Source organism: Kocuria palustris (genome assembly GCF_016907795.1).
In the GTDB taxonomy this organism is placed as follows: domain Bacteria; phylum Actinomycetota; class Actinomycetes; order Actinomycetales; family Micrococcaceae; genus Kocuria; species Kocuria palustris.
In genome coordinates this window covers 2,199,889-2,223,906 of record NZ_JAFBCR010000001.1, presented here as the reverse complement: position 1 = coordinate 2,223,906, position 24,018 = coordinate 2,199,889, and the positions used below count along the sequence as shown (strand labels likewise).

Here is a 24,018-nt window from a genome sequence, read left to right as displayed (position 1 = left end):
GGGGACCGACGATGGCGGATCTGGTTCTTCAGCCCATCAGCTTGGCGACCAGCACCTCGGCGAACTCGCGGGTGATGTCGCCGTAGTTCAGCGAGAAGTCGTCGTCCACGCGGGTGGGGATCAGCCCCGAGCACAGCACGGCGGCACGGGCGTAGAGCCCGGGCAGCTCCGCGCCGATCGGCACCGACAGCAGCTGCAGGGACTCGTCCCACGCCGCCAGCGGGGCTCCGGCCTGGCGAGCGGCCAGATGCTTGCCCAGCCCGGAGTTCACGAGTCGGCTGTGGCCCGACTCGACGTCTGCCTCGGTGCGGAACCGGTAGCGCGTGCGGTGGTGGTGGTTGATGCGGAAGAGCCCGACCTGCTCGCGGTCGGTCGTGGCGTGCCAGGTGGCATCGGCCGGGTCGAAGCGCTCGGCCACGCCGTTGTACTGCATCTCCGCGCGCGGCAGTCCCTGCTCGACCTCCGACAGCGGAGGGAGGGTGTCGAGCATGACCGGACCGGCCTCATAGACGACGTCGCACAGGCCCTCGGGCAGATGCTCCGCCACCGATTCGAGCTCGGCATCCATGATCAGCGACATGGAGTGGTCCTCGGGCGACAGCGTCACCACCGAGCCGCCCGCCTTCTCGGCCGCGGCCACGACCTGGGCCTCCTTCTGCGGCGTCCACCCGCCCGTGAGAAGCACCGAGCCGTCCACGAGCTGGGCCAGCGCCGGCGAGCAGACCTGCCAGCGGCGCACCGTCCAGTTGGCGTCGCGGATCGTCTCCAGGAATCCGAGCGCGTGGAGGTTGCCCACGAACCACTCCTCGAAGCGCTCGGTGTCCTCGAGCTGTCGGGCCACGATGGACAGCGACGAGCGCTTGCCGCCGCCCAGGAACGTGAGCGCGTCCCGGAAGGGGCCCCACGACGACGGGTGCTCCCCGACCTCCGGGCCGATGAACTGCAGGGCGTCCGCCGAGCCGACCTCCGAGACCGCCGAGGCCTTGGTCAGCCGTCCCGGGTAGCGCTTCTCCATGCCGCAGTCGCGGCAGCGCCCGAAGATCCAGGTCGCCTTGGACTTGGGGTCCATGGGCGGGATCACGATGCGGTGCCGCCCCGTCCGCAGGCAGGAGGGGCCGTCGTGCTCCGGAAGCACGTTCTCCCGGGGCACCAGCAGCTGGCCCTCCTCGGAGTGCCAGCCCGGCACGAGCGGCAGTTCGAGATCGGTCTCGACCGGATGGGCCTCCAGGTTGTCGAAAGCGCCCTGGACGTACTCCTCCGGCAGCTCCTCGGCGGTCGCCGCCGTGACGGGCCACAGCGCATCCGTGGGCTCGTGGAGCATCTCGCCCTCATATCCCAGCGAGCGCTGCGTGATGTAGAAGCTGGTGTCGCGGACCTGGTAGGCGATCCGCTGCTTCACGGTGCGTCCGGCCTTGAGGACCAGGATGTAGTCGTTGGGCCGCAGCCGGCCGTCCGGGCCGACCATGGGAGTGGACTCCACGGAGATCTGGAACGGAGGGGTGCGGTTCTCGGCCAGCTTGTGCCGCTCCAGGCGGAAGGTCTCCGCGTGGCGCCACTCCACCTCCAGGGTCAGGGGATCATCCGAGTCGGAGACCACCGTGATCTGCGGCGGGCGCTGCGTGGACCAGCGGATGACGTCGCCGGGGATGCGCAGCCCGCCGGAGAGACGGATCGACGGGACCAGCCGCGGCACCATCCCGGAGAAGTTGTCATCGGCGGTCAGCTCGGGGTTGCCGGCGCGCAGGACCTGGACGCCGTCGAACAGGGCCCAGCCCTCCGGCAGGCCAGCGGTGCCCGCGGGACGGAAGGTGAAGTCCGGGGAGGCGGAGTCCTCGAGGATCGCGCGCATGCCGGCGATCAGGTCCTCGTCGTCGCGGACCAGGACGCGGCACGGCCAGGCGGCCGGGATGTGGTCCACGGAGATGTAGGTGTCCGAGAAGCCGTCCTTGGCGAACACGACGACCGGGCGCGGCGAGCGCCGGAAGCTGTGGGCGCCGGCGGACAGGCGCAGCTCGCCGAGCAGCAGCGACTGCGGGTCGATGCGCGCGGAGTATGCGGAGATCCCCAGGTAGGCATCGCCGATGTAGGACAGGAAGACGGAGCGCGGCCCTGCGGTGGTTTCCAGCTCGACATCGCGATCGGCCATGTAGCGCTTGGGCACCACGAAGCCGAACTCGAACTGCGGATTGCCGACGTAGTCGACCGAGTCGACCAGGGTCAGCGATGCCGAATGCTCACCGGGCCGGGAGGTCGCCGAGCGGCGCACCGGCACCGGGCCTCCGGCGGACTCGCGCGAGCGCTCCCAGCGGATGAGCTCGGAGCGGGCGATCTCCAGACCCGGGTCGCGGGTGGAGGAGGTGGACCACAGCTTCTTCATCTCCGGCGAGACCTCGGTGTCGGCCACGTCGAGCCAGAAGTCCAGGTAGATGCCGAGCTCCCCCGCCGAGAGCCCCTGGGCCGTGGTCAGCCCCATGTCCTCGAACATCTGGTGCAGCTGGCGCCGCTCGGACTCCCCGAGCAGCGACTGGGACAGCGCCAGGCCCACGGGCCGCTGGTTCAGAGCATCGCCCACGGGCAGCCCGACCTCGCCGTCGCGCAGCTCGAGCCAGTAGCGCACGGCGTCCCAGTAGCCCTCGGCGTCCTTCTTGAACGAGGCCTCCAGGGCCTTGGCGTTGTCCTGGCCGGCTCCGAGCAGGATCGACAGGGGCAGGTAGAAGGCCGTGGCCGCCTTGGCGCCGGTGCGCGAGGCGAGACGGGAGGTGTGGCGCCCGGCCACGGCGAACAGGCACAGCAGCGCGACGACGGGCGGCGGGGCCAGCTCCTCCAGGGAGTCCAGGGCGCGGCGCGAGTCGCGGTACCACAGCGTGTTCATCCGCGTGAACGCCTCGAGGACCGGGGTGCGCGATCCGTCGAGGACCAGCAGCGGCGTCACCGAGTCGGCGATCGCGCGCAGGACCGAGGGCCCGTCCATCTCGTGCTCGGCGCCGATCCTGGCGAGCACGGCGTCGTCGAGGTCCAGCGGGACCAGCTCGCCCGCCTTGTCGGTTCCGAACAGCGCCGCGCACACGGCGTCGTTCCAGCGCAGGTACTCGATCTCCGCGGCGCTGCGGGCGATCCGATGGTCTCCGAGGCTGAGTCCTCGCGTATGAGCCAACTTCTCCTCCGTCCGCGGCTCCCCGAGCCGCCGTCCTGATGCCGGATGCCGGTCGGCCGCGATCCGCAGCCGCCCCTCTGGTGTCATGTCCTGTGCCCGAACGGGTGCGTTCGGACAGCACCTCCCATTGTAGGTGCCGGGCGCCGCGTAGAATCGGTCGGATGACCGCCTCACCCGATTCCGGAGCCTCTGGATGGAAGCGCGCGCTTGAGCGGATGCTCGACGACGAGGAGGACAGCGCGCTCGAGGCCTCCTTCGACGACGGCCCATCGGCCCAGGTCGGACTGGAGTTCGACCTGCAGCTGCCGCTGCTGCGCAGGGTCCGTCAGGCGGCGCCCGCCGCCGGGGCTCCCTACACCCTGGGAATGCGCCCGGTTCGACGCGGGGCGCGCGGGACCTGGATCCGCGGCGGGCTGGACTGGGAGCGCGTGGTGGACGCCGGTCGCACGGGGGTCGTCAGCCCCGAGCAGGCGGACTGGTTCGACGAGCTGCGCGTGCTCGCGAACGTGCGATCGCGCCAGGTCGCCCATGACCGGCACTGGATCAGGGTGGAGCACTACGAGTCGCCCATGCTGTGGCCGCTGCTCGAGCGCGCCGAGCAGCTGGACGTCTCCCTGGTCAGCGCGGGCGGAGGCCGGCCCGTCGTGCTGGATCCGGTCGGGCGCTTCCAGGTCGATCTGAGCCGCGACGAGGACCACGGCCTGGTCCTGCACCCGGAGGTCGTGGTCGAAGAGGAGGGCCTGCGCCGGGTAATCCCGCTGACCTCGGCCGGGGTCGTGGGCGATCCGGGGCACGGCCTGTTCTTCCCCGTGGCCGAGGACGACGCCCCTCCGGCCTTCTCCGGCTCCGCGCCGGAGCACCTGGACCCGGAGTCCGATCTCAACGCCATGTCGCTGCGCCTGGTGCCCCTGAGCACGCGCCTGACCCGGGATCAGCGCCGCTTCCTGGAGACCGCGCAGGAGATGACGGTCCCGGACGACGAGGTCCAGGAGTTCGTCGAGCGGTGGTTCCCCCGCCTGCAGCAGCGTATCGCCATGACCAGCGACGACGGCTCCATCGAGCTGCCGGATGTCGCCGCCCCGGAGATGGTCCTCACGGTGACCCACGATGACCTCACGGTGCGCCTGGAGTGGGAGTGGGAGTACCAGCTGGGAGCTGAGCGCCTGCGGCTGCCCTTCCGCCCCGCGGATCCCCTGGGCACCGAGCCGGTGCGCCGCGACTCCACCTGGGAGTCGTCCATGACCACCGCCGTCCACCGGCGCATCCCCGACCTCGAGTTCCGCCGCAGCGCCTACGTGGGCTACGACGCCGTGGTGCTGCTGCGCGACTGGCTGCCCGAGCTCGAGCGTATCCATGACCTGCGCATCGAGACCCGCGGCACGGAGCCGGCCTACCGCCCGTCGCAGGATCCGCCGGAGATCACGGTGAGCACTGCCTCGAGCCAGCGCCGCGACTGGTTCGACCTGGGCGTGTCGATCCGCGTGGGCGACTTCCACGTGGCCTTCGCCGACATCTTCAAGGCGCTGGCCCAGGGCCAGGACGTGATGATGCTGCCCGACGGCACCTGGTTCGGCCTCGACGCCCCGCGCTTCGAGAAGCTGAGGGACCTGCTCAAGGAGGCCCGGTCCCTGCAGGACTCGCCCTCGGACGCGCCCATGATCTCGCGGCACCAGCTGGGCCTGTGGGAGGAGTTCGAGGAGCTGGCCGATCGCTCCGAGCCGGTCAGCCGGTGGCGCGAGGCTGTGACCCGCCTGAGCGCGGGGCTCGAGGAGGAGGATCCGCCGGAGGTGCCGCAGGCTCTGCACGCGCAGCTGCGCCCGTATCAGGTCGACGGCTTCCGCTGGCTGGCAGCGCTGCACGATCTCGGCCTGGGCGGCGTGCTCGCCGATGACATGGGCCTGGGAAAGACGGTGCAGACCATCGCCATGTTCCAGCGCGCCCACGATCGAGCTGCTGCGGGCATCGACGGAGCCCCCGCCGGCGGGCCCTTCCTGGTGGTGGCGCCCACCTCCGTGGTGCCGAACTGGGTCTCGGAGATCCGTCGATTCGCCCCCGAGCTGTCCGTGCGCTCCATGCCCGGCACCGCCTCGGCGACCGGAGAGGACCCGCGGCGGCTGGCCGCCGAGCACGACGTCGTGGTGATCTCCTACGCGCTGCTGCGCCTGGACGAGCAGCTGTGGAGCGCGATCGACTTCTCTGCCGTGGTGCTGGATGAGGCCCAGTTCGTGAAGAATCCGCGCACCCGCGCCCACCGCGCCGCGCGGGCCCTGCGCACCGACACGACGATCGCCGTGACCGGCACCCCGCTGGAGAACGGGCTGACCGACCTGTGGGCGCTGCTCGCACTGACCGCCCCGGGGCTGTTCCCGTCCCGACGGCGCTTCGCGGAGGCCTATCAGCGCCCGATCGAGACCTCGGGCGATCGCACCGCGCTGTCGCGGATGCGCCGGCGCCTGGCCCCGTTCATGCTGCGCCGCACCAAGGAGTCCGTGGATCTTCAGCTGCCGCCCAAGATCGAGCAGACCCTCGAGATCGAGCTGTCCGAGGAGCACCGCCGGCTCTACGACCTGCACCTGCAGCGCGAGCGATCCAAAGTCCTGGGGCTGCTGCAGGATCTCAACGGCAACCGGTTCACGATCTTCCAGTCGCTGACCAAGCTGCGCCTCATGGCCCTGGACCCGTCGCTGGTGGATCCCGAGATGGAGGTCCCCTCCTCCAAGCTCGAGGTGCTCTTCGAGCACCTGCCGGAGATCGTCGCAGAGGGGCACCGTCCGCTCGTGTTCTCGCAGTTCACCGGATTCCTCAAGCTCGCTGCCGCGCGCCTGGACCGGCTCGGCATCCCCTATTCCTACCTGGACGGCTCGACCCGCGACCGCGCCACGGCGATCGAGGACTTCCGCTCGGGACGCACCCGCGTGTTCCTGGTCTCCCTCAAGGCCGGAGGCACGGGCCTGAATCTGGTCGAGGCCGACTACTGCTTCCTGCTGGACCCCTGGTGGAACCCCATGGCGGAGAACCAGGCGATCGACCGAGCCCACAGGATCGGGCAGACCCGGAAGGTGCTCGTCTACCGACTGATCGCCCAGGGCACGATCGAGCAGAAGGTCATGGAGCTCAAGAGCCGCAAGGCCGCGCTGTTCGACTCCGTGATGGACGACGACGGGACCTTCGCCTCCCAGCTCAGCGCCGACGACGTCCTCGAGCTGCTGCGGGACTGAGGCCGTTCCCACCCACCGGCCCCGCGCCCGCGCCCGCGGCGTCATAATGCCGTCCGGGGCCTGTGGTCCCGTGAGACTGCGCCCGGATTCGTCTAGCGTGGAGGCCGCGCGAGATCGTCAGGCCGCCCGCGGGCCGACCGGATGCGACAAGCGTCCGGACAGGCGTCTCCGCCCGCCCATGAGCCGCTCGTCGGTTGCGCTCGGAGCAATCCGCCGCCCCGTGGAACGCGCGCTCAGCTGCCGACGCCACCCGCGCACCGCCGCGCAACCGCCTTCTGCCTGCCGAGGAAGTGATCGCCGTGTCCCACATCTCAGCGGACCGGCCCGAGTCCGAGGGCGTCCCGGCCCTGGTCGCCGACTCGCTCGTCGCCTCCGGGCTCGCACCCGCCGACATCCGCCGCCGTCTGCACACCCTGTTCCCGGACAGGGCACCGAGCTCCTGGGCCGCGTGGCTGCGCCGGGATGTGCTCGGCGAGCCGGTCGCCCGCGACCGGGCCCACTACGACGACCGCCAGCTGCGCCTGGGCGTCGAGGTCGTGGCCGCCGTGGCCGAGGGCCTGGAGCCCGATCCCCAGGCGACAGCCCTGCTGAGCCCCGAGGACGTCGACATCCTCGAGGACCTGACCGGCGGGTACGACCCCTCCGGGGCCATCCTGGCCAACAGCCTCATGCTGGTCGGCGCGCTGCGCCAGCAGGTGCACTCGGGCCAGCGCCCGGTCCTGCGCCAGTCGCGGTACCAGGAGCTGCTCATGGAGACCCGGCTCGTCGCCGATGTCCCGCAGTCCCATCAGCTGCGCTGGCCGCCGGCCGCCTCGGTCGTCGCCCGCCGTCTGGGCGGCGGCGACTGGGCGCGCGCGCTGGACGGGATGGGCCTGGACGGAGGCCAGCCCGGCGAGCCGAGGCAGAGGGACATGCCGGTGGCCCGGGAGATCCTGGAGCTCGACGACCCCGGGATCGGACTGATCGCAGCGCCGGCATCCACGGGCGAGTGGCCCCATGAGGTCTGGGACGAGCTGCGGGACCGCCTGCTGGACGAGCTCGAGGAGCTCGCCTGGAAGGACATCCTGGTCCTGCGCTACTCCGCGCCCCCAGAGGAGGACGCTCCCCCGTCCCCGTCCGCCTGGGCCCGCACCGGGCCCGACGGGACCGTCATCAGTCTCTCCGGGGTCAACAGCCCGAGCGCCCTGTGGCCGAGGGCCGAGGACTACTTCGTCGAGCCCCGCTGGCGCCAGCCCGCCCATGGCGGGGTCGCCTGGAGCTGCGGCCCCATGCCGGCTGAGGAGGCCTCCGAGCTGATGGTCGAGGGCATGCGCATCGGGCGGCTGTGCGGCAATCCCTACCGCTTCCGCTGGGGCGTGGGAGATGCGCAGACCGGCTCAGCGGAGGAGGACCCCCAGGCCTCGGACTCAGTGGCCCCGGTGATCTCGTTCCATCGCCCCACATCCTGAAGTCCTCCCAGGCCGTCGCGCCGTGAGCGATTCCACACCCTGAGGCGGACCGGCGATCCGCGGGGCAGGTAGACTCGCCCGATCGAAGGGGAGTAGTTCCAGGGCGGCCTCGGCCCCCGGAGGCTCGTCGACATACCGGATTCACGGAGGAGTCCCGGCGAGCCGTCCGCATGCGGATGAGCGAGACCTTCAGCCCATCGGCCAGGCTGGTCCCAGACCGCCCGAGCCTCGACAGGACAGGACTCCTCCATGAACGCCTCTCCCGCGCCCTCTTCCGACTCCCCCGCCTCGCTGAACCCGGGCGATCCCGGGGCAGCCACCCGCTCCCAGGTCCGCCGCTGGCGGCGCTACCTGGCCGAGGAGCAGGCCGAGGCGGAGATCTACCGCAGGCTGGGCGAGCGCTCCGAGGGACGCCACCGCCGGATACTGCTCGAGGTGGCCGAGGCCGAGGGCAGGCACAGCCGGCACTGGCAGAGCCAGCTCGCCCCGTACGGGCTGGGCCCCACGCGCCCGTCGCTCGGCTCCCGCACCCTGATGCTGCTGGCCGAGCACTTCGGCACCGTTTTCGTGCTCGCGCTGCTGCAGCGCGCCGAGTCGCGCTCGCCGTACGCCGACGATGCCGATGTCCCCGCCTCCATGGCCGCCGACGAGGCCCTGCACGAGGAGATCGTGCGCGCCCTGGCCAACGACGGCCGGCAGCGGCTGTCCGGCAACTTCCGCGCCGCGGTCTTCGGCGCCAACGACGGCCTCGTGTCCAACCTGGCGCTCGTGATGGGCGTCGGCGCCACGGGCATGGCGGGATCCCAGGTGCTCTTCACGGGCATCGCGGGCCTGCTGGCCGGTGCCCTGTCCATGGGCGCAGGCGAATTCGTCTCCGTGCGCTCGCAGCGCGAGATGCTCGATGCCTCGCTGCCCACCCAGGTCACCCTCGACGTGGCGCCCCAGCTCGATCTGCAGGCCAATGAGCTCGAGCTGGTCTACCGAGCCCGCGGGATGTCGGCCGAGGCCGCCGCGCATCGCGCGGCCGAGCGCCTGGGCTATCTCGACTGCGACTGCGACCCGTCGCTGTCCTACCAGGACGAGGACGACCAGGCGGACAGCGGCGAGGACAACGTGGCCCTGGGGACCGATCTGGGCGCCTCCGCCTCGAGCTTCTGCTTCTTCGCCTCCGGGGCGATCATCCCGATCATCCCGTTCATCCTGGGGATGGCCGGCATGCCCGCACTGGTGCTGGCCATGGTCCTGGTGGGCATCGCCCTGCTGGTCACCGGCGGCGCCGTGGGCCTGCTGTCCGGGGCGTCCCCGCTGAAGAGGGGCCTGCGCCAGCTCTCGATCGGCTACGGAGCGGCGATCGCGACCTACCTGCTGGGCCTGCTGTTCAACACGACGGTCGGCTGAGCGGCCCGGGTGCACGTCCGCCCATGTCCGGAGCCTGTTCCGGGGCTGTGAACTGCATCACTCAAGGCACGTATTTCCTGCAGGGACGCACCGCTGTCCCCAAGGCTGGGATATGATCCGGCTCGTGGCCTTTGCGCCACACAGCAATGAAGGACCACTGTCGCAGACGTCGGCACGGCCGCACTGGGGGGTGCTTCGTCGCCGGCAGCAGCAGTGGCAGCAGTCGCTCAGCCCACGACTCCCTTCATTGAGACATGACTGTCTGCCGATGGCCTCGAGCATTCTCCTTCTGGAGGCGCATCTCTCCCCGCGCCGGGTGCCTTGCATCCGTCACCTCGCGGCCATCGGCCTGTCATGCCACGCACTGCACCCGGGCCCTGACGGGTCCGGGCGCTGCTCATCCGGGTCGGCTCAGGACTGCGGCTCGAACTGCTTCTCCCACACGATCTCCCCGTTGCCGTCGCGCAGCGAGACCGTCATGAGGTCCTGCTCGTCCAGGTCCACGTGGCCGAAGAACTGGAACGCCGCGTCCCGGGGCGAGCCCATGGCGGGGCCTGCCTTGGAGAAGACCTCCTCCGGGCCGAAGGTCCGGTCCAGCTTGTTCGGCCCGAAGGAGCCCGCGTTGATGGGGCCGGCCACGAACTCCCAGAACTCGTGGAAGTCCTGGAAGGCCGCGTTCTCCGGCGTGTAGTGGTGTGCGGCGCAGTAGTGGACGTCGCCGGTGATGACGAAGACATTCTTCACGCCGTTGTCCTTGATCGACTTCAGCACCCGGGCCAGCTGCAGCTCACGCCCCAGCGGGTTGCCCGGATCGGTGTTGGAGATCGACTCCTGGGCCTTGCCATCCGGGACCACCAGCCCCAGCGGGAGATCGGCCGAGAGGCACTTCCAGGTGGCAGTGGAGTCCCGCAGGCCGTCGATCAGCCACTGGGTCTGCTCCTCACCCAGGATGTCCGTCTCGTGAGCCTCCTTGCCGGCGGTGTTCTCGCCCTTGAACGTGCGCATGTCCAGGCAGAAGACGTCCAGCTGGGAGCCGCGCTCGATCTTGCGGTAGATCCGCGCATCCTCGAAGCCGGATGTCCCGGGCTTGAGCGCGCGGGCGTCGCCGATGGGCTGGTACTCCTGCCACGCGCGACGGCCCCGCTGGGCGAGGGTGTCGACATCGAGGACCGTGTAGCGCTCGTCCTCCAGGGTCTCGCCGGGGTACCAGTTGTTAGTGGTCTCGTGGTCGTCCCACTGCGAGAGCAGGGCGGTGTGCGCGTAGAAGTCCCGGATGTTGTGATCCATCATGTTGTAGCGATGGCGGGCCCGGAACTCCTCCTGGGTCTCGGCCACCTTCGCCACGCCCTCGGTCACCACGTTGCGCCAGACCTGGCCGTCGGTCTCCTGGTGCTCTGCCGCGATGGGGCCGTCCGCGTAGATCGTGTCGCCGGCGTGGATGAAGAAGTCCGGGTTCGTGGCCGCCATGGCCCGGTAGGTGCGCATACCGCCCAGATCCGGGTTGATGCCGAAGCCCTGCCCCGCGGTGTCGGCGGTCCACACGAAGGACTGACGGGTGCCCGAGGGCCGGCGGACGCGCTGGCCGCGGCCCGGGCGCAGCCCCTCGGGAGCGGTGCGGAAGGTCCCGAACTCCGCGGGCGAGCGGACACCGGACTCGTCCTCAAACTGCACGGCGTAGAGGAACTGCGAGCCGGAGGGCAGCCCGGTCACGCCGATCTTGGCGGTGTGGTCGGTCTCGGCGGTGACCCATCCGGACTCGACGGTCTTCTCGAAGCGCCCGCGCCCGCGGGCCGGGTTGAAGGCATCGTCCACCGCGGTGACCTTGACGATCATGCGGCCGTCGCCGGAGGAGCGCGACCACACGACGACGGAGTCCTTCGAGGCCTCCCCCGTCATGATGCCCGAGGGCAGGTGGAGGCGGCGGCAGACGATACCCGCAGCCGAGGGGCGCTGGCTGGGCGCGGCGACCGCCGGAGAGGCCGTGGCGGGGGCGGCGGAGGCGGCGAGGACGGAGGTGCAGGCAGTGGCGGTGAGCAGACCGCGGCGGGAGACGGAAGTCATGGCCCCATCATCCGAACCCCGCCCGTCTGCGCGCCCACGCCGAGGTGACACCGCGTCGTCACGCAGGTGAAGACGCGATGCCCCAGGTCACGAGCCCATGCCGGGACCTATGCCCAGGCCGTCCCGCGCAGATCGATCATGACCTTCGAGGACCCCGTCCTCCGGTCCGCGGCCAGCTCGAAGCCGTGCACGGCATCGGCGAGCGTCACCTCGTGCGTCATCAGCGGGGAGACGTCCACGCCCTCGGCCATCAGCCGCAGCGCATCGGAGATCTCGTCGACGAAGCGGTAGGAGCCTCGGTAGGTGATCTCCCGGGTCACGATCCCGCCCAGGGCCACGGGGACCTCGCCCCGGGGAGGTTGCCCACCTTCACGATGGTGCCCCCGCGGCGCACTGCCGCGATCACACCGGCCTGGCTCGTGAGGAACTGCGCGAACATCAGCAGGACCGGCTACGACATCCAGCCGCGCCGACCGAGTCGGGGAGGGACGTCGTCGTAGCCCGAGACGGCCACCCGGCCCGTGGAGATCGACCAATGGCCCAGCTCGATCTGCACCCACACCTTGAGGAAGGTCGAGATCAGCACGAGCCACAGCAGCATGAAGCCGACCTGCGCGTCCAGGGTCGTGGCCGTGAGCAGCTCGCCCGAGTCCACGACGGCCGCGGAGGTGATCATGCCGGGGCCCAGGAAGCGGAAGCGCCCGCCCATGCGCTCCGGGGGCTCCGCGGTCTCGCGGCCGGTCACCAGGTACGGATCGACCTTGTCGGCGTCGATCGTGGCTGTGGCCGGGAGGGTGTCGTCGTGGGGCATCTGGGTGCCTCTCGATAGGGCGAGGCGGCACGGGCATGCGGGTCCCTGCAGGCGGACGGAGAGATGCCCCAACCTAGGACATGACGCGCACCACGCCGTGCCTTGTTGCCGTGGGATGCCCCGGATGCGCGAGAGCACCGGGGCCCCTCCTGAAGGAGGGGCCCCGGTGCTCGATGATTCCGCTGAGGGCAGGCGCTCTCAGCGCGGATCGGTCACTTGCCGGCCATGAGCTCGCGCATCAGGTCGGCGGTCTCGGTGGGGGTCTTGCCGACCTTCACCCCGGCGGCCTCGAGGGCCTCCTTCTTGGCCTGGGCCGTTCCGGAGGAGCCGGAAACAATGGCGCCGGCGTGGCCCATGGTCTTGCCCTCCGGGGCGGTGAAGCCCGCGACGTAGCCGACGACCGGCTTGGTCACGTTGGCCTTGATGTACTCGGCCGCGCGCTCCTCGGCGTCGCCGCCGATCTCGCCGATCATCACGATGCCCTCGGTCTCCGGATCGGCCTCGAAGGCCTCCAGAGCGTCGATGTGGGTGGTGCCGATGACGGGGTCGCCGCCGATGCCGATCGCGGTGGTGAAGCCGAGATCGCGCAGCTCGAACATCATCTGGTAGGTCAGGGTGCCGGACTTTGAGACCAGGCCCAGCTTGCCCTTGCCGGTGATGTTCGCCGGGGTGATGCCCAGCAGCGACTCCTCCGGGGAGATGATGCCGGGGCAGTTCGGGCCGATGATGCGGGTCTTGGGACGGCCGTCCTCACCCGCGTTCGCCTTGGCGTGGGCCCAGAACTCCGCCGCGTCCTGCACGGGGATGCCCTCGGTGATCACGACGACCAGCGGGATCTCGGCGTCGATGGCCTCGATCACGGCGTCCTTGCAGAACTTCGGGGGCACGAAGACGATCGACGCGTTCGCGCCGGTCTCCTTCATGGCCTCGGCCACGCCGCCGAAGACGGGCAGCTCGACGTCGGCACCCTGAGCGTCCTTGTGCGAGACGGTCGTGCCGGCCTTGCGGGCGTTCACGCCGCCCAGGACCTGGGTGCCTGCTGCGAGCATCCGGGCGGTGTGCTTGGATCCCTCGCCGCCGGTGATGCCCTGAACGATGACCTTCGAGTCCTTGTTCAGAAAGATGGACATTCTGATTCCTCTGCTTTCGGTTTCCGGCGGTTTCAGTTGGCGGCTGCGGCGAGCTCTGCGGCCTTGTCGGCGCCGCCGTCCATGGTGTCCACGGAGGTGACCAGCGGGTGGTTCGCCTCCTCCAGGATGCGGCGGCCCTCCTCGACGTTGTTGCCGTCGAGGCGGACGACCAGCGGCTTGGTCGCGGTGTCGCCCAGGATCTCCAGGGCCTTCACGATGCCGTTGGCCACGGCGTCGCACGCGGTGATGCCGCCGAAGACGTTGACGAACACGGACTTGACCTGCGGGTCGTTCAGGATGACGTCCAGGCCGTTGGCCATGACCTCGGCCGAGGCGCCGCCGCCGATGTCCAGGAAGTTCGCAGGCTTGACGCCGCCGTGCTTCTCGCCGGCGTAGGCCACGACGTCGAGCGTGGACATGACCAGCCCGGCGCCATTGCCGATGATGCCGATCTCACCGTCGAGCTTGACGTAGTTGAGGCCCTTCTCCTTGGCCTTGGCCTCGAGCGGGTCCTCGGTGTTCTTGTCGACCAGGGAGGCGTGGTCCTCGTGGCGGAAGTCGGCGTTGTCGTCGAGCGAGACCTTGCCGTCCAGGGCCACGATGTCGCCCTCGCCGGTCTTGACCAGCGGGTTGACCTCGACCAGGGTCGCGTCCTCGTTCTTGTAGACCTCGCCGAGCTTCACGAGCACCGGCACGATCTTGGCGCCGGTCTCCTCGTCGAACTTGGCCTGTGCGACGATCTCGCGGGCCTTCTCCTCGGTCAGCCCGGCTGCGGGATCGACCTCCACGCGAGCCAGGGCCTCGGGGCGCTCGACGGCCAGCTGCTCGATCTCCATGCCGCCCTCGACGGAGCACATGGCCAGGTAGGAGCGGTTGGCGCGGTCCAGCAGCACCGAGAAGTAGTACTCCTCCGCGATGTCTGCGCCCTGGGCGATCATCACGCGGTGGACGGTGTGGCCCTTGATGTCCATACCCAGGATCTGCTGCGCGTACTCGTAGGCCTCATCGGCGGTCTTGGCGACCTTGACGCCGCCGGCCTTGCCGCGGCCGCCGACCTTGACCTGTGCCTTGACGACGGTCACGCCGCCGATCTTCTCAGCAGCTGCCTTTGCTTCTTCCGGAGTGGTCGCCACGATGCCCTGGAGCACGGGCACGCCGTGCTTCTCGAAGATGTCGCGTGCCTGGTATTCGAACAGGTCCACGGTTGAGAGCCCTTCTTCGTCGAAGTTCTTGGTCCGGCCGCGCGGATGTGCGGCCGATCGTTGCCGTCGAGGCGCGCGGGCCCTGCTCCGCCAAGTGCATCCCCGGCGCAGGGCACAGCGACGTGCCTCTCCTGAACCCAGCTTAGCGGACTCGCCCTCGGCCCCGCCCTGCGCCCATCGGGGCCTCCGAGTTGATTGACTGTCCCGCATGCAGGCAACCCGACGGCGCGGCGAGAGGCAGCGGCCCCGCTCCATGCCGCCCGCCCGGGCGGCCATGCTCCGAGCCTCGACATGGGTCCTGCTGATCAGCCTTGCGCTGTGCGCGCTGCGCATCCCCCTGGCCGAGGTCCCCGATCTGCTCGACCCGCCCGGCAGGCTGCTTCCGCTGTGGCCCCAGTCGCTGCTGTGGCTCGGCATGGGCCTGATCGCCCTGCTCGGCGCCCGACGCGGATATCTGAGCCTGCAGCGGGCCTCCGGGGCTCGCCGGGTCTTCACGGCCGGACGACGCCAGCCGGACGTCGAGGCGGACCCCCGCTCCCCCACCCTGGCGCTGGCCCTGTTCGTGGTCGCGCTGCTGTCCGCCGTGATCCTCCCGCCGCTGCTCGTGGGCGGCTGGACCATGCAGCCGGTCGAGCTGTGGCTGGGCCTCTACGGCACCTACGGGACCTCCGTGGCGTTCGCGACGGCGGCCTGGGTGATCTTCCACACGGGCTACGCGATCCTCTTCGCACTGATCCTGGCGCTGGTCCAGTCGATGGGCGAATCGCTGATCCGCCGCGCCTGGACCCGGCGCGTCCCTCTGGGCGGGATCGCGCTGGGCCTGCTGCTGGGCATTCCGGACCTGTTCGTCGGCGGGTGGGCCGACCTGCTCACGACACTGGTCAGCTGCACCCTGCTGGGGGTCGTGCACCTGCTGGTGGGTGGGCGCCTGCGCTGGAGCGCGGCGGCGTCGTGGTTCCTGATGATGTTCCTCTGAAGACGACCGCCAGCCGCTCAGCGGCTCACTCGAAGGTCCTGCTCACTCGGAGACCCTGCTCAGCGGGGCCGAGCGCACGAGCAGCCGCTTCTCCTCCGAGCCGAACCTGACCTTGGCGATCACCCGGTCCCCGCGGCCCTCCAGCTGCACCACGGTGCCGCGCCCGAAGCTCTTGTGGTCGACCTGCTCGCCGATGCTCAGCGCCAGGACCTCCCGCTGCGGATCCACGCGCCCCGCTGCCGGTGTGCGGGCACCGCGCCGGAACGTGGCCGCCGCCCCGCCCTGCGAGCCGCCGGAGCCCATGAGCCCGGAGCCGTAGGCGGCCCCGCCCCAGCCCGGCCGCGCGCCGGAGCCCTCGCGCTCCCAGCGGATCAGCTCGGACGGGATCTCCTCCAGGAAGGGGCTCGGCGGGTTGTACTGGGTCTGCCCCCACTGCGAACGGTTCTCCGCGCGGGTCAGGTAGAGGCGGCGGCGGGCGCGGGTGATCCCCACGTAGGCCAGGCGCCGCTCCTCCTGCATCTCCTTCTCATCAGTCATGGAGCGCTGATGCGGGAAGATCCCGTGCTCCATGCCGGTGAGGAACACCACCGGGAACTCGAGGCCCTTGGCCGTGTGCAGGGTCATCAGGGTCACCACGCCCTGCGACTGCTCGTCGGGATCGGGGATCTGATCGGCGTCGGCGACCAGGGCCACGTGCTCCAGGAACTCCGCCAGCCCGTGCTCCGGATGCTCGCGCTCGTGCTCGCGGACCACCGCCACGAGCTCGGCCAGGTTCTCCACGCGGGTCTCGTCCTGGGGGTCCTCCGAGGTGCGCAGGGCCTCCAGGTAGCCGGTCTGCTCCAGCACGGCCTCCACCACCGAGGCCGGACTGTTGCCCTCCGCGACGGTCGCGAGGTCGTCCATGAGCTGCACGAAGGCCTTCACCGCGTTCAGCGAGCGCGAGGCCATGCCCGGGGCCTCCTCGGCCCGGCGGGCGGCGTCCATGAAGGACAGTCCGTCGCGCTCGGCCAGGGCGGCCAGGGCGCCCTGGGCTCGGTCGCCGATCCCGCGCTTGGGCTCGTTGATGATGCGCCGGACCGTGACCTCGTCATCCGGGTTCAGCAGCGCGCGCATGTAGGCCAGGGCGTCCTTGATCTCCTTGCGCTCGTAGAACCGGGTGCCGCCCACGACCTTGTAGGGCAGGCCCACGCGCATGAGGATCTCCTCGAGCGAGCGGGACTGCGCGTTGGTGCGGTAGAAGATCGCCACGTCCGCCGGACGGATGCCCTCGGCATCCTGGAGGCGGTCGATCTCCTCGGCGATCCAGCGCGCCTCCTCGTGGGCGGACTCGGCCGCGTAGCCCACGATCTCGGTGCCATCGCCCTCGGCGGTCCACAGCCTCTTGTCCTGGCGCCCGGCATTGCGGGAGATCACGGCGTTGGCCGCGGAGAGGATGGTCTGGGTCGAGCGGTAGTTCTGCTCCAGCAGCACGGTCCGGGCGGAGGGATAGTCCTTCTCGAACTCGGTGATGTTGCGGATGTCCGCCCCGCGGAAGGCGTAGATGGACTGGTCGGAGTCGCCCACGACCGTCAGCTCCGCAGGCGGCAGGCCCGTGGGATCACCCTGATGCCCCACGATCTCCCGGATCAGGGAGTACTGGGCGTGGTTGGTGTCCTGGTACTCGTCGACCAGGACGTGCCGGTAGCGGCGGCGGTAGTACTCCGCGATCTGGGGGAAGGCCCGCAGCATGTGCACCGTCTGCGAGATGAGGTCGTCGAAGTCCAGGGCGTTGGCCGCACGCAGCCGCTGCGTGTAGCCGCGGTAGGTCTGCGCGACCGCCTGCTCCCACGGATCCGACCCGGTGGCCCGGGAGAGATAGGTCTCGTCGTCGATCAGCTCGTTCTTCAGCGAGGAGATCGCGTGCTGCAGCGCCTTGGGGGCGAAGCGCTTGGGATCCAGCTCGTGCTGCTTGGCCACTGCGGTGATCACTCGCAGCGAATCGGCGGAGTCGTAGATCGAGAACGTGGACTTCAGCCCGATCGCGGTGGCCTCCCGCCGCAGCACGCGCACGCAGAAGGAGTGGAACGTGGACAGGGACATGGTCCGCGCAGACGGCCCCACGAGCTCGACCACGCGCTCGCGCATCTCCGCGGCGGCCTTGTTGGTGAAGGTGATCGCCAGGATCTCCCCCGGATGCGCCCGCCCCGTGCCCAGCAGATAGGCGATGCGGTGGGTCAGCACGCGGGTCTTGCCCGAGCCCGCCCCGGCCACGATCAGCAGCGGCGAGCCGGCGTGCTCGACAGCCTGGCGCTGCGGCCCGTTGAGCCCCTCCAGGAGGGATTCCGGGCTGCGCCGCCCCGGAGCCGACTCCATGGCGCTGGCTGCGCCCGAGGCCGGCGGGGAGGAGAGCAGGGGGTTGTCCGAGAGGAAGTCCATGATGGGCTCGAGTCTAGAAGAGCCGCCGGACAGCACAGCGGGCGTCGCGATCCGGTGCCGCATGGCCGATAGCCTGCATGCATGGGACTCTCGCGGGCGCAGAAGATCAAGAAGCACGGCGACAGCGCTGCGCAGGCACCGACCGGCCGCACCACTGCCGCCCGATCGCGCCCGGCGGCCCGGAGCACCGGGGCCTCGACGACCACAGCCGCGGCTCAGCGTCGCGAGCAGCTGCGCCCGGAGCCGGAGAGCTCGCCGTCGAGCCCCATGATGCTGGTGGGCGTGCTCATGGCGGTCGCAGCGCTGTTCCTGCTCTACGTGAACCTGGTGATCCTGCCGGGCTTCGCCTCGGCCATGGCAGGCGGCCACGGCGTCCCCGAGCTGCGCCTGCTGGGATTCGACGCCGAGTGGTTCCGGGGCTTCACGGACGCCATGGACGACGGCGCCGCCGAGGCCTACCGCTCCATCCACCGCTCCACGGCGCTGATCGCCCCGCTGGGCATGACCGTGGGCTGGGCGGCCTTCGTGCTCCTGCAGTCCAGGGGCGCGGCGCTGTTCCGCTGGGCCGGCCTGGGCGTGGTGGCGCTGTTCACGATCGTCTACCTGCTCGGCAGCTCGGTCCTGGACCGCGCCGTGGCCGATCCGCAGGACGAGACCCTGGTGGGCATGGCCTCGCTGCTGATGAACCTGCGCGGGGCGCTGCTGCTGGGCATGGTCGCACTGCTGGTGTGGGCCATGCTGCGCTCGGTGCGTCGGATCGCCGGCGAGATGGCGCAGCGCGGGCGCCAGGACCAGCAGGCCTGAGCCGGCGGCCCGGTGCAGGACCGCGTGCGAGCGCGGAAGAAGGAAGAAGGAAGAAGGGGTGCCCCCGGCGCGATTCGAACGCGCGACACCGGCTTTAGGAGAGCCGTGCTCTATCCCCTGAGCTACGGGGGCGACGGCGACCATCATAGGGCCCGCAGCCTGCCGCTCCGAACAGCGGGCGGCAGCGCGAGTGCCGGGCGGGGTCGGTGCCGGGCGATAGATTGACGCGCATGGCTGTCTACATCGATCCCGCGCGCTGGCCTGCCCATGGCACCGTCTTCTCGCACCTGGTCTCCGACAGCTCCCTGGACGAGCTGCACGAGATGGCTCGGCGGATCGGCGTGAGCCCCCGGGCCTTCGACGGCGATCACTACGACGTCGCAGTGGCCCACTACGACAAGGCCGTGGCCGAAGGCGCGATCGAGGTCGACGGCAAGGAGCTGGCCCGGCGCCTGGTGCAGTCCGGGCTGAGGATCCCGGCTGCGCGTCGCAGCGAGCGTGCCGAGTACGCGCTGCGCTCGCGCTGGGACAGCGGCATCGGGATCGACCCCGAGCTGCGCGGCCTGCCCGCCGAGCTGCTCGAGCGCTGGGGCGAGCCCCACCGCCGCTACCACGACCGCACCCACCTGCTGGCCGTGCTGAGGGCGCTGGATCTGCTCACCGACGATGCCCCGCCGCGGCCCGTCGTGCTGGCCGCCTGGTTCCACGACGCCGTCTACGACGGCCGCCCCGGCGCCGATGAGGAGGCCTCCGCCGAGCTGGCCGAGCGCCTGTTGCCGGAGGCCGGCTTCCAGGCCTCGGAGGTCGCCGAAGTCGCCCGCCTGGTCCGCCTCACCGCCTCCCACCGTCCCCGGCCCGACGACGACGCGGGGCAGCTGCTGTGCGATGCCGATCTGGCGGTGCTGGGCGGCGCCCCGGCCGTGTACGCCGACTACGTCCGCAGGGTGTCCGAGGAGTACGCCTCGGTGCCGCGGCCGGACTTCGTGCGGGGGCGGCTGCAGATCCTGGAGCAGCTCTCCGCGGCCGAGCTCTACCGCACGCCCAAGGGGCAGCAGCTGTGGGCCAAGCAGGCGGCGGAGAACCTCGCCGTCGAGATCGACGACCTGCGCCTGGAGTCCCTGCGGGAGATCCAGGTGCCGGAGGGCCTGGACGTGCTCACGATCGTGGGCGTGTGCTTCCTGCGCGAGGGTCGTCTGCTGACCGTCCGCAAGCGCGGCACGCAGAAGTTCATGCTGGTCGGCGGCAAGCTCGAGCCCGGTGAGACGGCCGAGCAGGCCGCTGAGCGCGAGGTCGCCGAGGAGGTCGGGGCCGTGATCAGCGCGGAGGACCTGCAGCTGCTGGGCCGCTTCCACTCGCCGGCGGCCAACGAGGCGGACACCTGGGTCTCCTCGACCGTCTTCACGGTCGATCTGGACGAGCAGGCGCAGCAGCCCCGTCCGCAGGCGGAGATCGAGGAGCTGCGTCCGCTGGACCTGCGACCGGAGGCGGTCGCCGAGGCCGAGCCGTCCCTGGCCCCGCTGGTGCGCCGCCAGGTCATCCCGCTGCTGCGCCGCCGGGATCCGCGGTTCTTCAGCGCCGGTCCGCGGTGAACAACCGCTCGGCGACACTGCGCGGCGCGACGGCGCTCAGCTCCTGGGAGGCTGCTGCCCCTGGGCCTGCTCTGCCTGCTCGGCCTGCAGACGGGTCCGGCGCCGGCGCCACAGGATGCTGGCCGTCACGAGCCCGATGATGATGCCCACGCCGCCGATGACCGAGACCCACATGGCCGCGTGCCCGATCGCCAGCGACACCAGCAGCCCCGCGATGACTCCGGGGACCGCTCCGGCCACCATGCCCGCGGCCAGGTAGGTGTACTCCTGGTCGCTGCCGGTGCGCGCGGCCGCGCTGTAGTCCGCCGGGGGTCGCTGCTGTCCTCGAGGGTCCTGTGCCATGGCTCCAGCCTATCCGCGCCGAGACGGTGGGCCGTCGCGGCCGGTGGCCTCAGCGCACGGTGTAGAAGCCGTCCAGGGCCATGTCGTGCACCGAGTGCTCGATCGTGCCCTGCTGGGGGTTCAGCGCGGAGATCATCCGATCACCGCCCAGGTAGATCCCCACGTGCGATCCTCCGTTCTGCGAGACGAGGTCGCCCGGGCGGGGGTCCGCCGTGGGCTCGGCGGCGGCGAACTGCTCCCACGTGACCCGCGGCAGCTCGAGGCCGTGCTGCGCGTAGACCCACTGCACGAACGCGGAGCAGTCCCAGGCCTTGAAATCGGTGCCGCCCCAGACGTACTGCCCGCCGAGCCCGAGCCGAGCGGTGGCCAGGATCTCCTCGTCCGAGACCCCGCCGCCTGTGTCCGCGGCGCTGGTCGTGGCCTGCTCGGTCGTCGGCGCATGAGCAGGAGCGGCAGGGGCCGCAAGGGCTGCCTGAGGTCCTGCCGAGAGCGTCTCGGCGCCCGGACTGCGCTCGAACGGGGCCGTGGCCGCTGAGGCCAGGTCGTCGAGCCCGGGATCCGCCGCCGGCTGGGCGGGGTCCGACTCCCACAGAGTGTCCTGGAGGCTCTGGTGGACGCCCAGCTGATCACCACCGGCGGTGTCTGCTGCCGTGGGCGGGGCCGCATGGCGGGCCGTGGGGTCCAGCGAGGTGGAGCGGCTGCCGTCGGCGTAGGCGAAGCTCACCACGCCGTCGGCGTCCGTGGACCAGGATAAGGTCCAGTCATTGGCCTCGGCGGCCGCGCGATCCAGCCCGGCGTCGTCGGGGACGGTCCCGGTGACCGTGACCCAGGCGGGGAACTCGATCGCAGCGGCCTGCGCCGGGGCTGCTCCCAGAAGCGCCGCCCCCACGAGCCCGAGCCCCGCAGCACCCGCCAGCGGCGCGGGAGCCCGAACCGTGCGGCCACCGCTGAGGACCCGGCTCGCGGCTCCACCTGAAGGGTGCATGGCCCGGGCCGAGAGCATGGGCTCGATCTGACCTGCCAGGGGTCGCAGAGCGGGAGCGGATCGGAGGCCTGCGAGGTCACGGGCGTCGAAGGCCCATGTCTCCCGGACGGGATCGGCGGATCGGAGGGCGACGGCGTTCATGGCGGAACCTCTCACGGGAAGCGTGCGGCGGCGGGCATCGACGACGGCGATGCCCGCGCACGCTATGCCCCGTGCCGCCGCGCGCCTGCTGCCCTTCGCCGCATTGAGACTCCCGAGAGCGCTGAGCAGCGGGGACCGCTCCTCTGCCGCGACATGATCCGCTGGGGGCTGCGCCTGTGGAGCCGCGGGTGCGCAACCGACCCGCGCAGACGACGGCACCGCCGGCGATCGTGTCGCCGGCGGTGCCGTCAGAAGCGCTTCAGCAGCGGGCGGCTCAGCCCTGCCCCACCACGATGGAGTGGGCGGAGGCCTCCGGGATGCGGATGTCCTCCGCCTCCACGCCCTCGGCAGGCTCCAGAGCCCGCACGACGACCTCACCGCTCTCCTCCTTGCGCGCCGCGAACGGTCCACCGGCCAGCAGCCCGCAGCGACCCAGGAGGCTCAGCACCTCCGGATGCGTCTGCACGACCTCCGGGATGCCCCTGAGCACGAAGCGCCCGCCGAGCTCGCTCGGGGCGGCCTCCGAGAGGATCTGGTCGGTGCCGGGAAGGGACTGCAGCGGCTGCAGCAGAGCCTGGTGAGCGGCCTCCTCCGAGGCCGCGCCCAGGCCCGCCAGGCCCGGGATCGGCATGCCGTAGGGCGAGATCTGCGGGTTGTGCAGCAGATCCACGAGTCGCTCCTCCACAGCCTCGCTCATGACGTGCTCCCAGCGGCAGGCCTCGTCGTGGACGACCGAGAGATCCAGGCCGATGACGTCGGCGAGCAGGCGCTCGGCCAGGCGGTGCTTGCGCATGACCTTGACCGCGGTCTCCCGCCCCGCCTCCGTGAGGGCCAGCCGGCGATCCGGCTGCACGGTCAGCAGGCCGTCGCGCTCCATGCGGGAGACGGTCTGGGAGACGGTGGGCCCGGAGTGATCGAGGCGCTCCACGATACGGGCGCGCATGGGAGGGATCCCCTCCTCCTCGAGCTCGAGGACCGTGCGCAGGTACATCTCCGTGGTGTCGATCAGTTCGGTCATGTGACAGCTCCTGAGCAGGGGGCGAGCAGACATCTGGGGACGTGGCCGCGGCTGGGCGGCGCATGCCGGTTCATCGCAGGAGTCTACGCAGATCCCCCGACAGCGCATCGGCTCCGTGCGGCACAATGGCCGGACGGAGGGTCCTGCCGGCCCTCCGCCCGATCCCTCGTCCCAGGAGCACCGCCCGTGACCGACCGCCTCACGATCCCCGACAGCCTGCTGCCCGTCGACGGGCGCTTCGGCGCCGGACCCTCCAAGGTCCGCGAGGAGCAGATGGGAGCGGTCGCCCGAGCCCATCGTCAGCTCATGGGCACATCCCACCGCCAGGCCCCGGTGCGCGGCCTGGTGGGCGGCCTGCGCGAGGGCCTGGGCGAGTTCCTCCGCGTCCCTGACGGCTACGAGATCCTGCTGGGCATGGGCGGAGCCTCCGCCTTCTGGGATGCCGCGGCCCTGGGCCTGGTGCGCGAGCGCGCACAGCACGCGGCCTTCGGGGAGTTCGGCGCCAAGTTCGCCGAGGTCACCGACGGCGCCCCGTTCCTGCAGCCGTCGTCGATCCGCCGTGCGGAGCCCGGCACGCGCACCTCCGTGCAGCTCGAGGACGGGATCGACGTCTACGCCTGGCCGCAGAACGAGACCTCCACGGGCGTGGCCGCCCCCGTCGTGCGCCCCGAGGGCCTGGCCCCGGCACGCAGCGCGGCGGATCCGCTGGTCGTGGTCGATGCCACCTCGGCCGCCGGGGGCATGGCCGTGGACCTCTCCGAGACGGACGTCTACTACTTCTCGCCGCAGAAGAACTTCGCCTCGGACGGCGGACTGTGGTTCGGCGCGTTCTCGCCGGCGGCGATCGAGCGGATCGAGTCCGTGGCCGCCTCCGAGCGCTGGATACCGGCCTTCCTGTCCCTGGGGGCGGCCCTGGAGAACTCGCGCAAGGACCAGACGTACAACACCCCGGCCCTTGCCACGCTCGTGATGCTCGACGAGCAGGTGCGCTGGCTCAACGACCAGGGCGGCATGGACTGGGCCGCCGAGCGCACGGCGCGCAGCTCCGGGCTGATCTACGACTGGGCCGAGGCGCACCCCCATGCCGCGCCCTTCGCCGCAGCCGTCGAGGACCGCTCCCCCGTAGTCGTGACCGTGGACTTCGACGACAGTATCGACGCCTCGGTGCTCAGCTCGGCGCTGCGCGCCCACGGCGTCGTGGATGTGGAGCCGTACCGGAAGCTGGGCCGCAACCAGCTGCGGATCGCCACCTTCACCGCGGTCGAGCCCTCGGACGTCCAGAAGCTGCTGGCCTGCCTGGACGTGCTGATCGAACAGCTCTGAGTC

General features: G+C 71.0%; 17 protein-coding genes and 1 tRNA gene. 7 read left to right on the top strand and 11 right to left on the bottom strand.

The window, feature by feature from the left end:
- Nucleotides 1-28: 28 nt before the first annotated feature.
- A complete protein-coding gene (locus JOE55_RS09845) occupies nt 29-3,154 on the bottom strand; it encodes a hypothetical protein (RefSeq protein WP_204782776.1) in 3,126 nt (1,041 codons plus the stop codon).
- A gap of 161 nt (nt 3,155-3,315) precedes the next feature.
- Between JOE55_RS09845 and JOE55_RS09840 the strand changes: the two genes are divergently transcribed.
- From JOE55_RS09840 to JOE55_RS09830, 3 genes are all read left to right on the top strand, one after another.
- Nucleotides 3,316-6,372 carry a DEAD/DEAH box helicase gene (locus JOE55_RS09840; protein WP_204782775.1) on the top strand — a complete coding sequence of 1,019 codons (3,057 nt, stop codon included), beginning with the start codon at nt 3,316-3,318 and terminating at the stop codon, nt 6,370-6,372.
- A gap of 299 nt (nt 6,373-6,671) precedes the next feature.
- Complete coding sequence (locus tag JOE55_RS09835; protein ID WP_204782774.1) at nt 6,672-7,820, top strand: hypothetical protein; 1,149 nt, start codon at nt 6,672-6,674, stop codon at nt 7,818-7,820.
- 249 nt (nt 7,821-8,069) lie between these two features.
- On the top strand, nt 8,070-9,218 hold the full coding sequence (locus tag JOE55_RS09830) for a VIT1/CCC1 transporter family protein (protein ID WP_006215532.1): 1,149 nt from the start codon (nt 8,070-8,072) through the stop codon (nt 9,216-9,218).
- Between the two features lie 411 nt (nt 9,219-9,629).
- On the opposite strand, the gene JOE55_RS09825 is transcribed toward JOE55_RS09830, so the two are convergent.
- From JOE55_RS09825 to sucC, 5 genes are all read right to left on the bottom strand, one after another.
- Nucleotides 9,630-11,279, bottom strand: coding sequence for an alkaline phosphatase D family protein (locus JOE55_RS09825; protein WP_204782773.1), 1,650 nt, complete (start codon nt 11,277-11,279; stop codon nt 9,630-9,632).
- Between the two features lie 107 nt (nt 11,280-11,386).
- Entirely contained in the window at nt 11,387-11,617 is a 231-nt protein-coding gene (locus JOE55_RS09820; protein WP_204782772.1) for an MDR/zinc-dependent alcohol dehydrogenase-like family protein, read from the bottom strand.
- Between the two features lie 113 nt (nt 11,618-11,730).
- The gene (locus tag JOE55_RS09815) at nt 11,731-12,090 is read right to left on the bottom strand and encodes an Nramp family divalent metal transporter (RefSeq protein WP_204782771.1); all 360 of its coding nucleotides are present in this window, start codon (nt 12,088-12,090) and stop codon (nt 11,731-11,733) included.
- A gap of 212 nt (nt 12,091-12,302) precedes the next feature.
- Nucleotides 12,303-13,220: a succinate--CoA ligase subunit alpha gene (sucD, locus tag JOE55_RS09810; protein WP_024289078.1), complete on the bottom strand. Its 918-nt coding sequence runs from the start codon at nt 13,218-13,220 to the stop codon at nt 12,303-12,305.
- A 32-nt stretch (nt 13,221-13,252) separates the two neighbouring features.
- Complete coding sequence (gene sucC / locus JOE55_RS09805) at nt 13,253-14,422, bottom strand: ADP-forming succinate--CoA ligase subunit beta (RefSeq protein WP_006215563.1); 1,170 nt, start codon at nt 14,420-14,422, stop codon at nt 13,253-13,255.
- Nucleotides 14,423-14,630: 208 nt separating this feature from the next.
- On the opposite strand from sucC, the gene JOE55_RS09800 reads away from it, so the two are divergent.
- Nucleotides 14,631-15,398 (top strand): hypothetical protein, encoded by a 768-nt coding sequence (locus JOE55_RS09800; RefSeq protein WP_051990503.1) that lies wholly within the window; start codon nt 14,631-14,633, stop codon nt 15,396-15,398.
- 42 nt (nt 15,399-15,440) lie between these two features.
- On the opposite strand, the gene pcrA is transcribed toward JOE55_RS09800, so the two are convergent.
- Complete coding sequence (gene pcrA / locus JOE55_RS09795) at nt 15,441-17,813, bottom strand: DNA helicase PcrA (RefSeq protein WP_024289080.1); 2,373 nt, start codon at nt 17,811-17,813, stop codon at nt 15,441-15,443.
- Between the two features lie 81 nt (nt 17,814-17,894).
- Between pcrA and JOE55_RS09790 the strand changes: the two genes are divergently transcribed.
- Nucleotides 17,895-18,617, top strand: a complete 723-nt coding sequence (locus tag JOE55_RS09790) for a hypothetical protein (protein WP_204782770.1) — start codon at nt 17,895-17,897, stop codon at nt 18,615-18,617.
- Nucleotides 18,618-18,676: 59 nt separating this feature from the next.
- Here JOE55_RS09790 and JOE55_RS09785 read toward each other — a convergent pair.
- Nucleotides 18,677-18,749: transfer RNA gene (locus tag JOE55_RS09785), tRNA-Arg, on the bottom strand.
- Between the two features lie 98 nt (nt 18,750-18,847).
- On the opposite strand from JOE55_RS09785, the gene JOE55_RS13450 reads away from it, so the two are divergent.
- Complete coding sequence (locus tag JOE55_RS13450; protein ID WP_204782769.1) at nt 18,848-20,206, top strand: DUF4031 domain-containing protein; 1,359 nt, start codon at nt 18,848-18,850, stop codon at nt 20,204-20,206.
- Between the two features lie 36 nt (nt 20,207-20,242).
- On the opposite strand, the gene JOE55_RS09775 is transcribed toward JOE55_RS13450, so the two are convergent.
- The 3 genes from JOE55_RS09775 to JOE55_RS09765 all read right to left on the bottom strand — a co-directional run bounded on the left by JOE55_RS09775 (nt 20,243) and on the right by JOE55_RS09765 (nt 22,692).
- Entirely contained in the window at nt 20,243-20,548 is a 306-nt protein-coding gene (locus JOE55_RS09775; protein WP_204782768.1) for a hypothetical protein, read from the bottom strand.
- Nucleotides 20,549-20,597: 49 nt separating this feature from the next.
- Nucleotides 20,598-21,674, bottom strand: coding sequence for a C40 family peptidase (locus JOE55_RS09770; RefSeq protein ID WP_239546594.1), 1,077 nt, complete (start codon nt 21,672-21,674; stop codon nt 20,598-20,600).
- Nucleotides 21,675-21,948: 274 nt separating this feature from the next.
- Nucleotides 21,949-22,692, bottom strand: coding sequence for a metal-dependent transcriptional regulator (locus JOE55_RS09765; protein ID WP_029643372.1), 744 nt, complete (start codon nt 22,690-22,692; stop codon nt 21,949-21,951).
- Nucleotides 22,693-22,878: 186 nt separating this feature from the next.
- On the opposite strand from JOE55_RS09765, the gene serC reads away from it, so the two are divergent.
- Nucleotides 22,879-24,015, top strand: a complete 1,137-nt coding sequence (serC, locus tag JOE55_RS09760; RefSeq protein WP_024289084.1) for a phosphoserine transaminase — start codon at nt 22,879-22,881, stop codon at nt 24,013-24,015.
- Nucleotides 24,016-24,018: the final 3 nt, after the last annotated feature.

Coding starts and splice junctions, on each gene's coding strand:
- JOE55_RS09840 (WP_204782775.1), top strand. CDS start 3,316: ATGACCGCCTCACCCGATTCCGGAGCCTCTGGATGGAAGCGCGCGCTT.
- JOE55_RS09830 (WP_006215532.1), top strand. CDS start 8,070: ATGAACGCCTCTCCCGCGCCCTCTTCCGACTCCCCCGCCTCGCTGAAC.
- JOE55_RS09825 (WP_204782773.1), bottom strand. CDS start 11,279: ATGACTTCCGTCTCCCGCCGCGGTCTGCTCACCGCCACTGCCTGCACC.
- JOE55_RS09815 (WP_204782771.1), bottom strand. CDS start 12,090: ATGCCCCACGACGACACCCTCCCGGCCACAGCCACGATCGACGCCGAC.
- sucD (WP_024289078.1), bottom strand. CDS start 13,220: ATGTCCATCTTTCTGAACAAGGACTCGAAGGTCATCGTTCAGGGCATC.
- JOE55_RS09800 (WP_051990503.1), top strand. CDS start 14,631: ATGCAGGCAACCCGACGGCGCGGCGAGAGGCAGCGGCCCCGCTCCATG.
- pcrA (WP_024289080.1), bottom strand. CDS start 17,813: ATGGACTTCCTCTCGGACAACCCCCTGCTCTCCTCCCCGCCGGCCTCG.
- JOE55_RS09790 (WP_204782770.1), top strand. CDS start 17,895: ATGGGACTCTCGCGGGCGCAGAAGATCAAGAAGCACGGCGACAGCGCT.
- JOE55_RS13450 (WP_204782769.1), top strand. CDS start 18,848: ATGGCTGTCTACATCGATCCCGCGCGCTGGCCTGCCCATGGCACCGTC.
- JOE55_RS09775 (WP_204782768.1), bottom strand. CDS start 20,548: ATGGCACAGGACCCTCGAGGACAGCAGCGACCCCCGGCGGACTACAGC.
- JOE55_RS09770 (WP_239546594.1), bottom strand. CDS start 21,674: ATGAACGCCGTCGCCCTCCGATCCGCCGATCCCGTCCGGGAGACATGG.
- JOE55_RS09765 (WP_029643372.1), bottom strand. CDS start 22,692: ATGACCGAACTGATCGACACCACGGAGATGTACCTGCGCACGGTCCTC.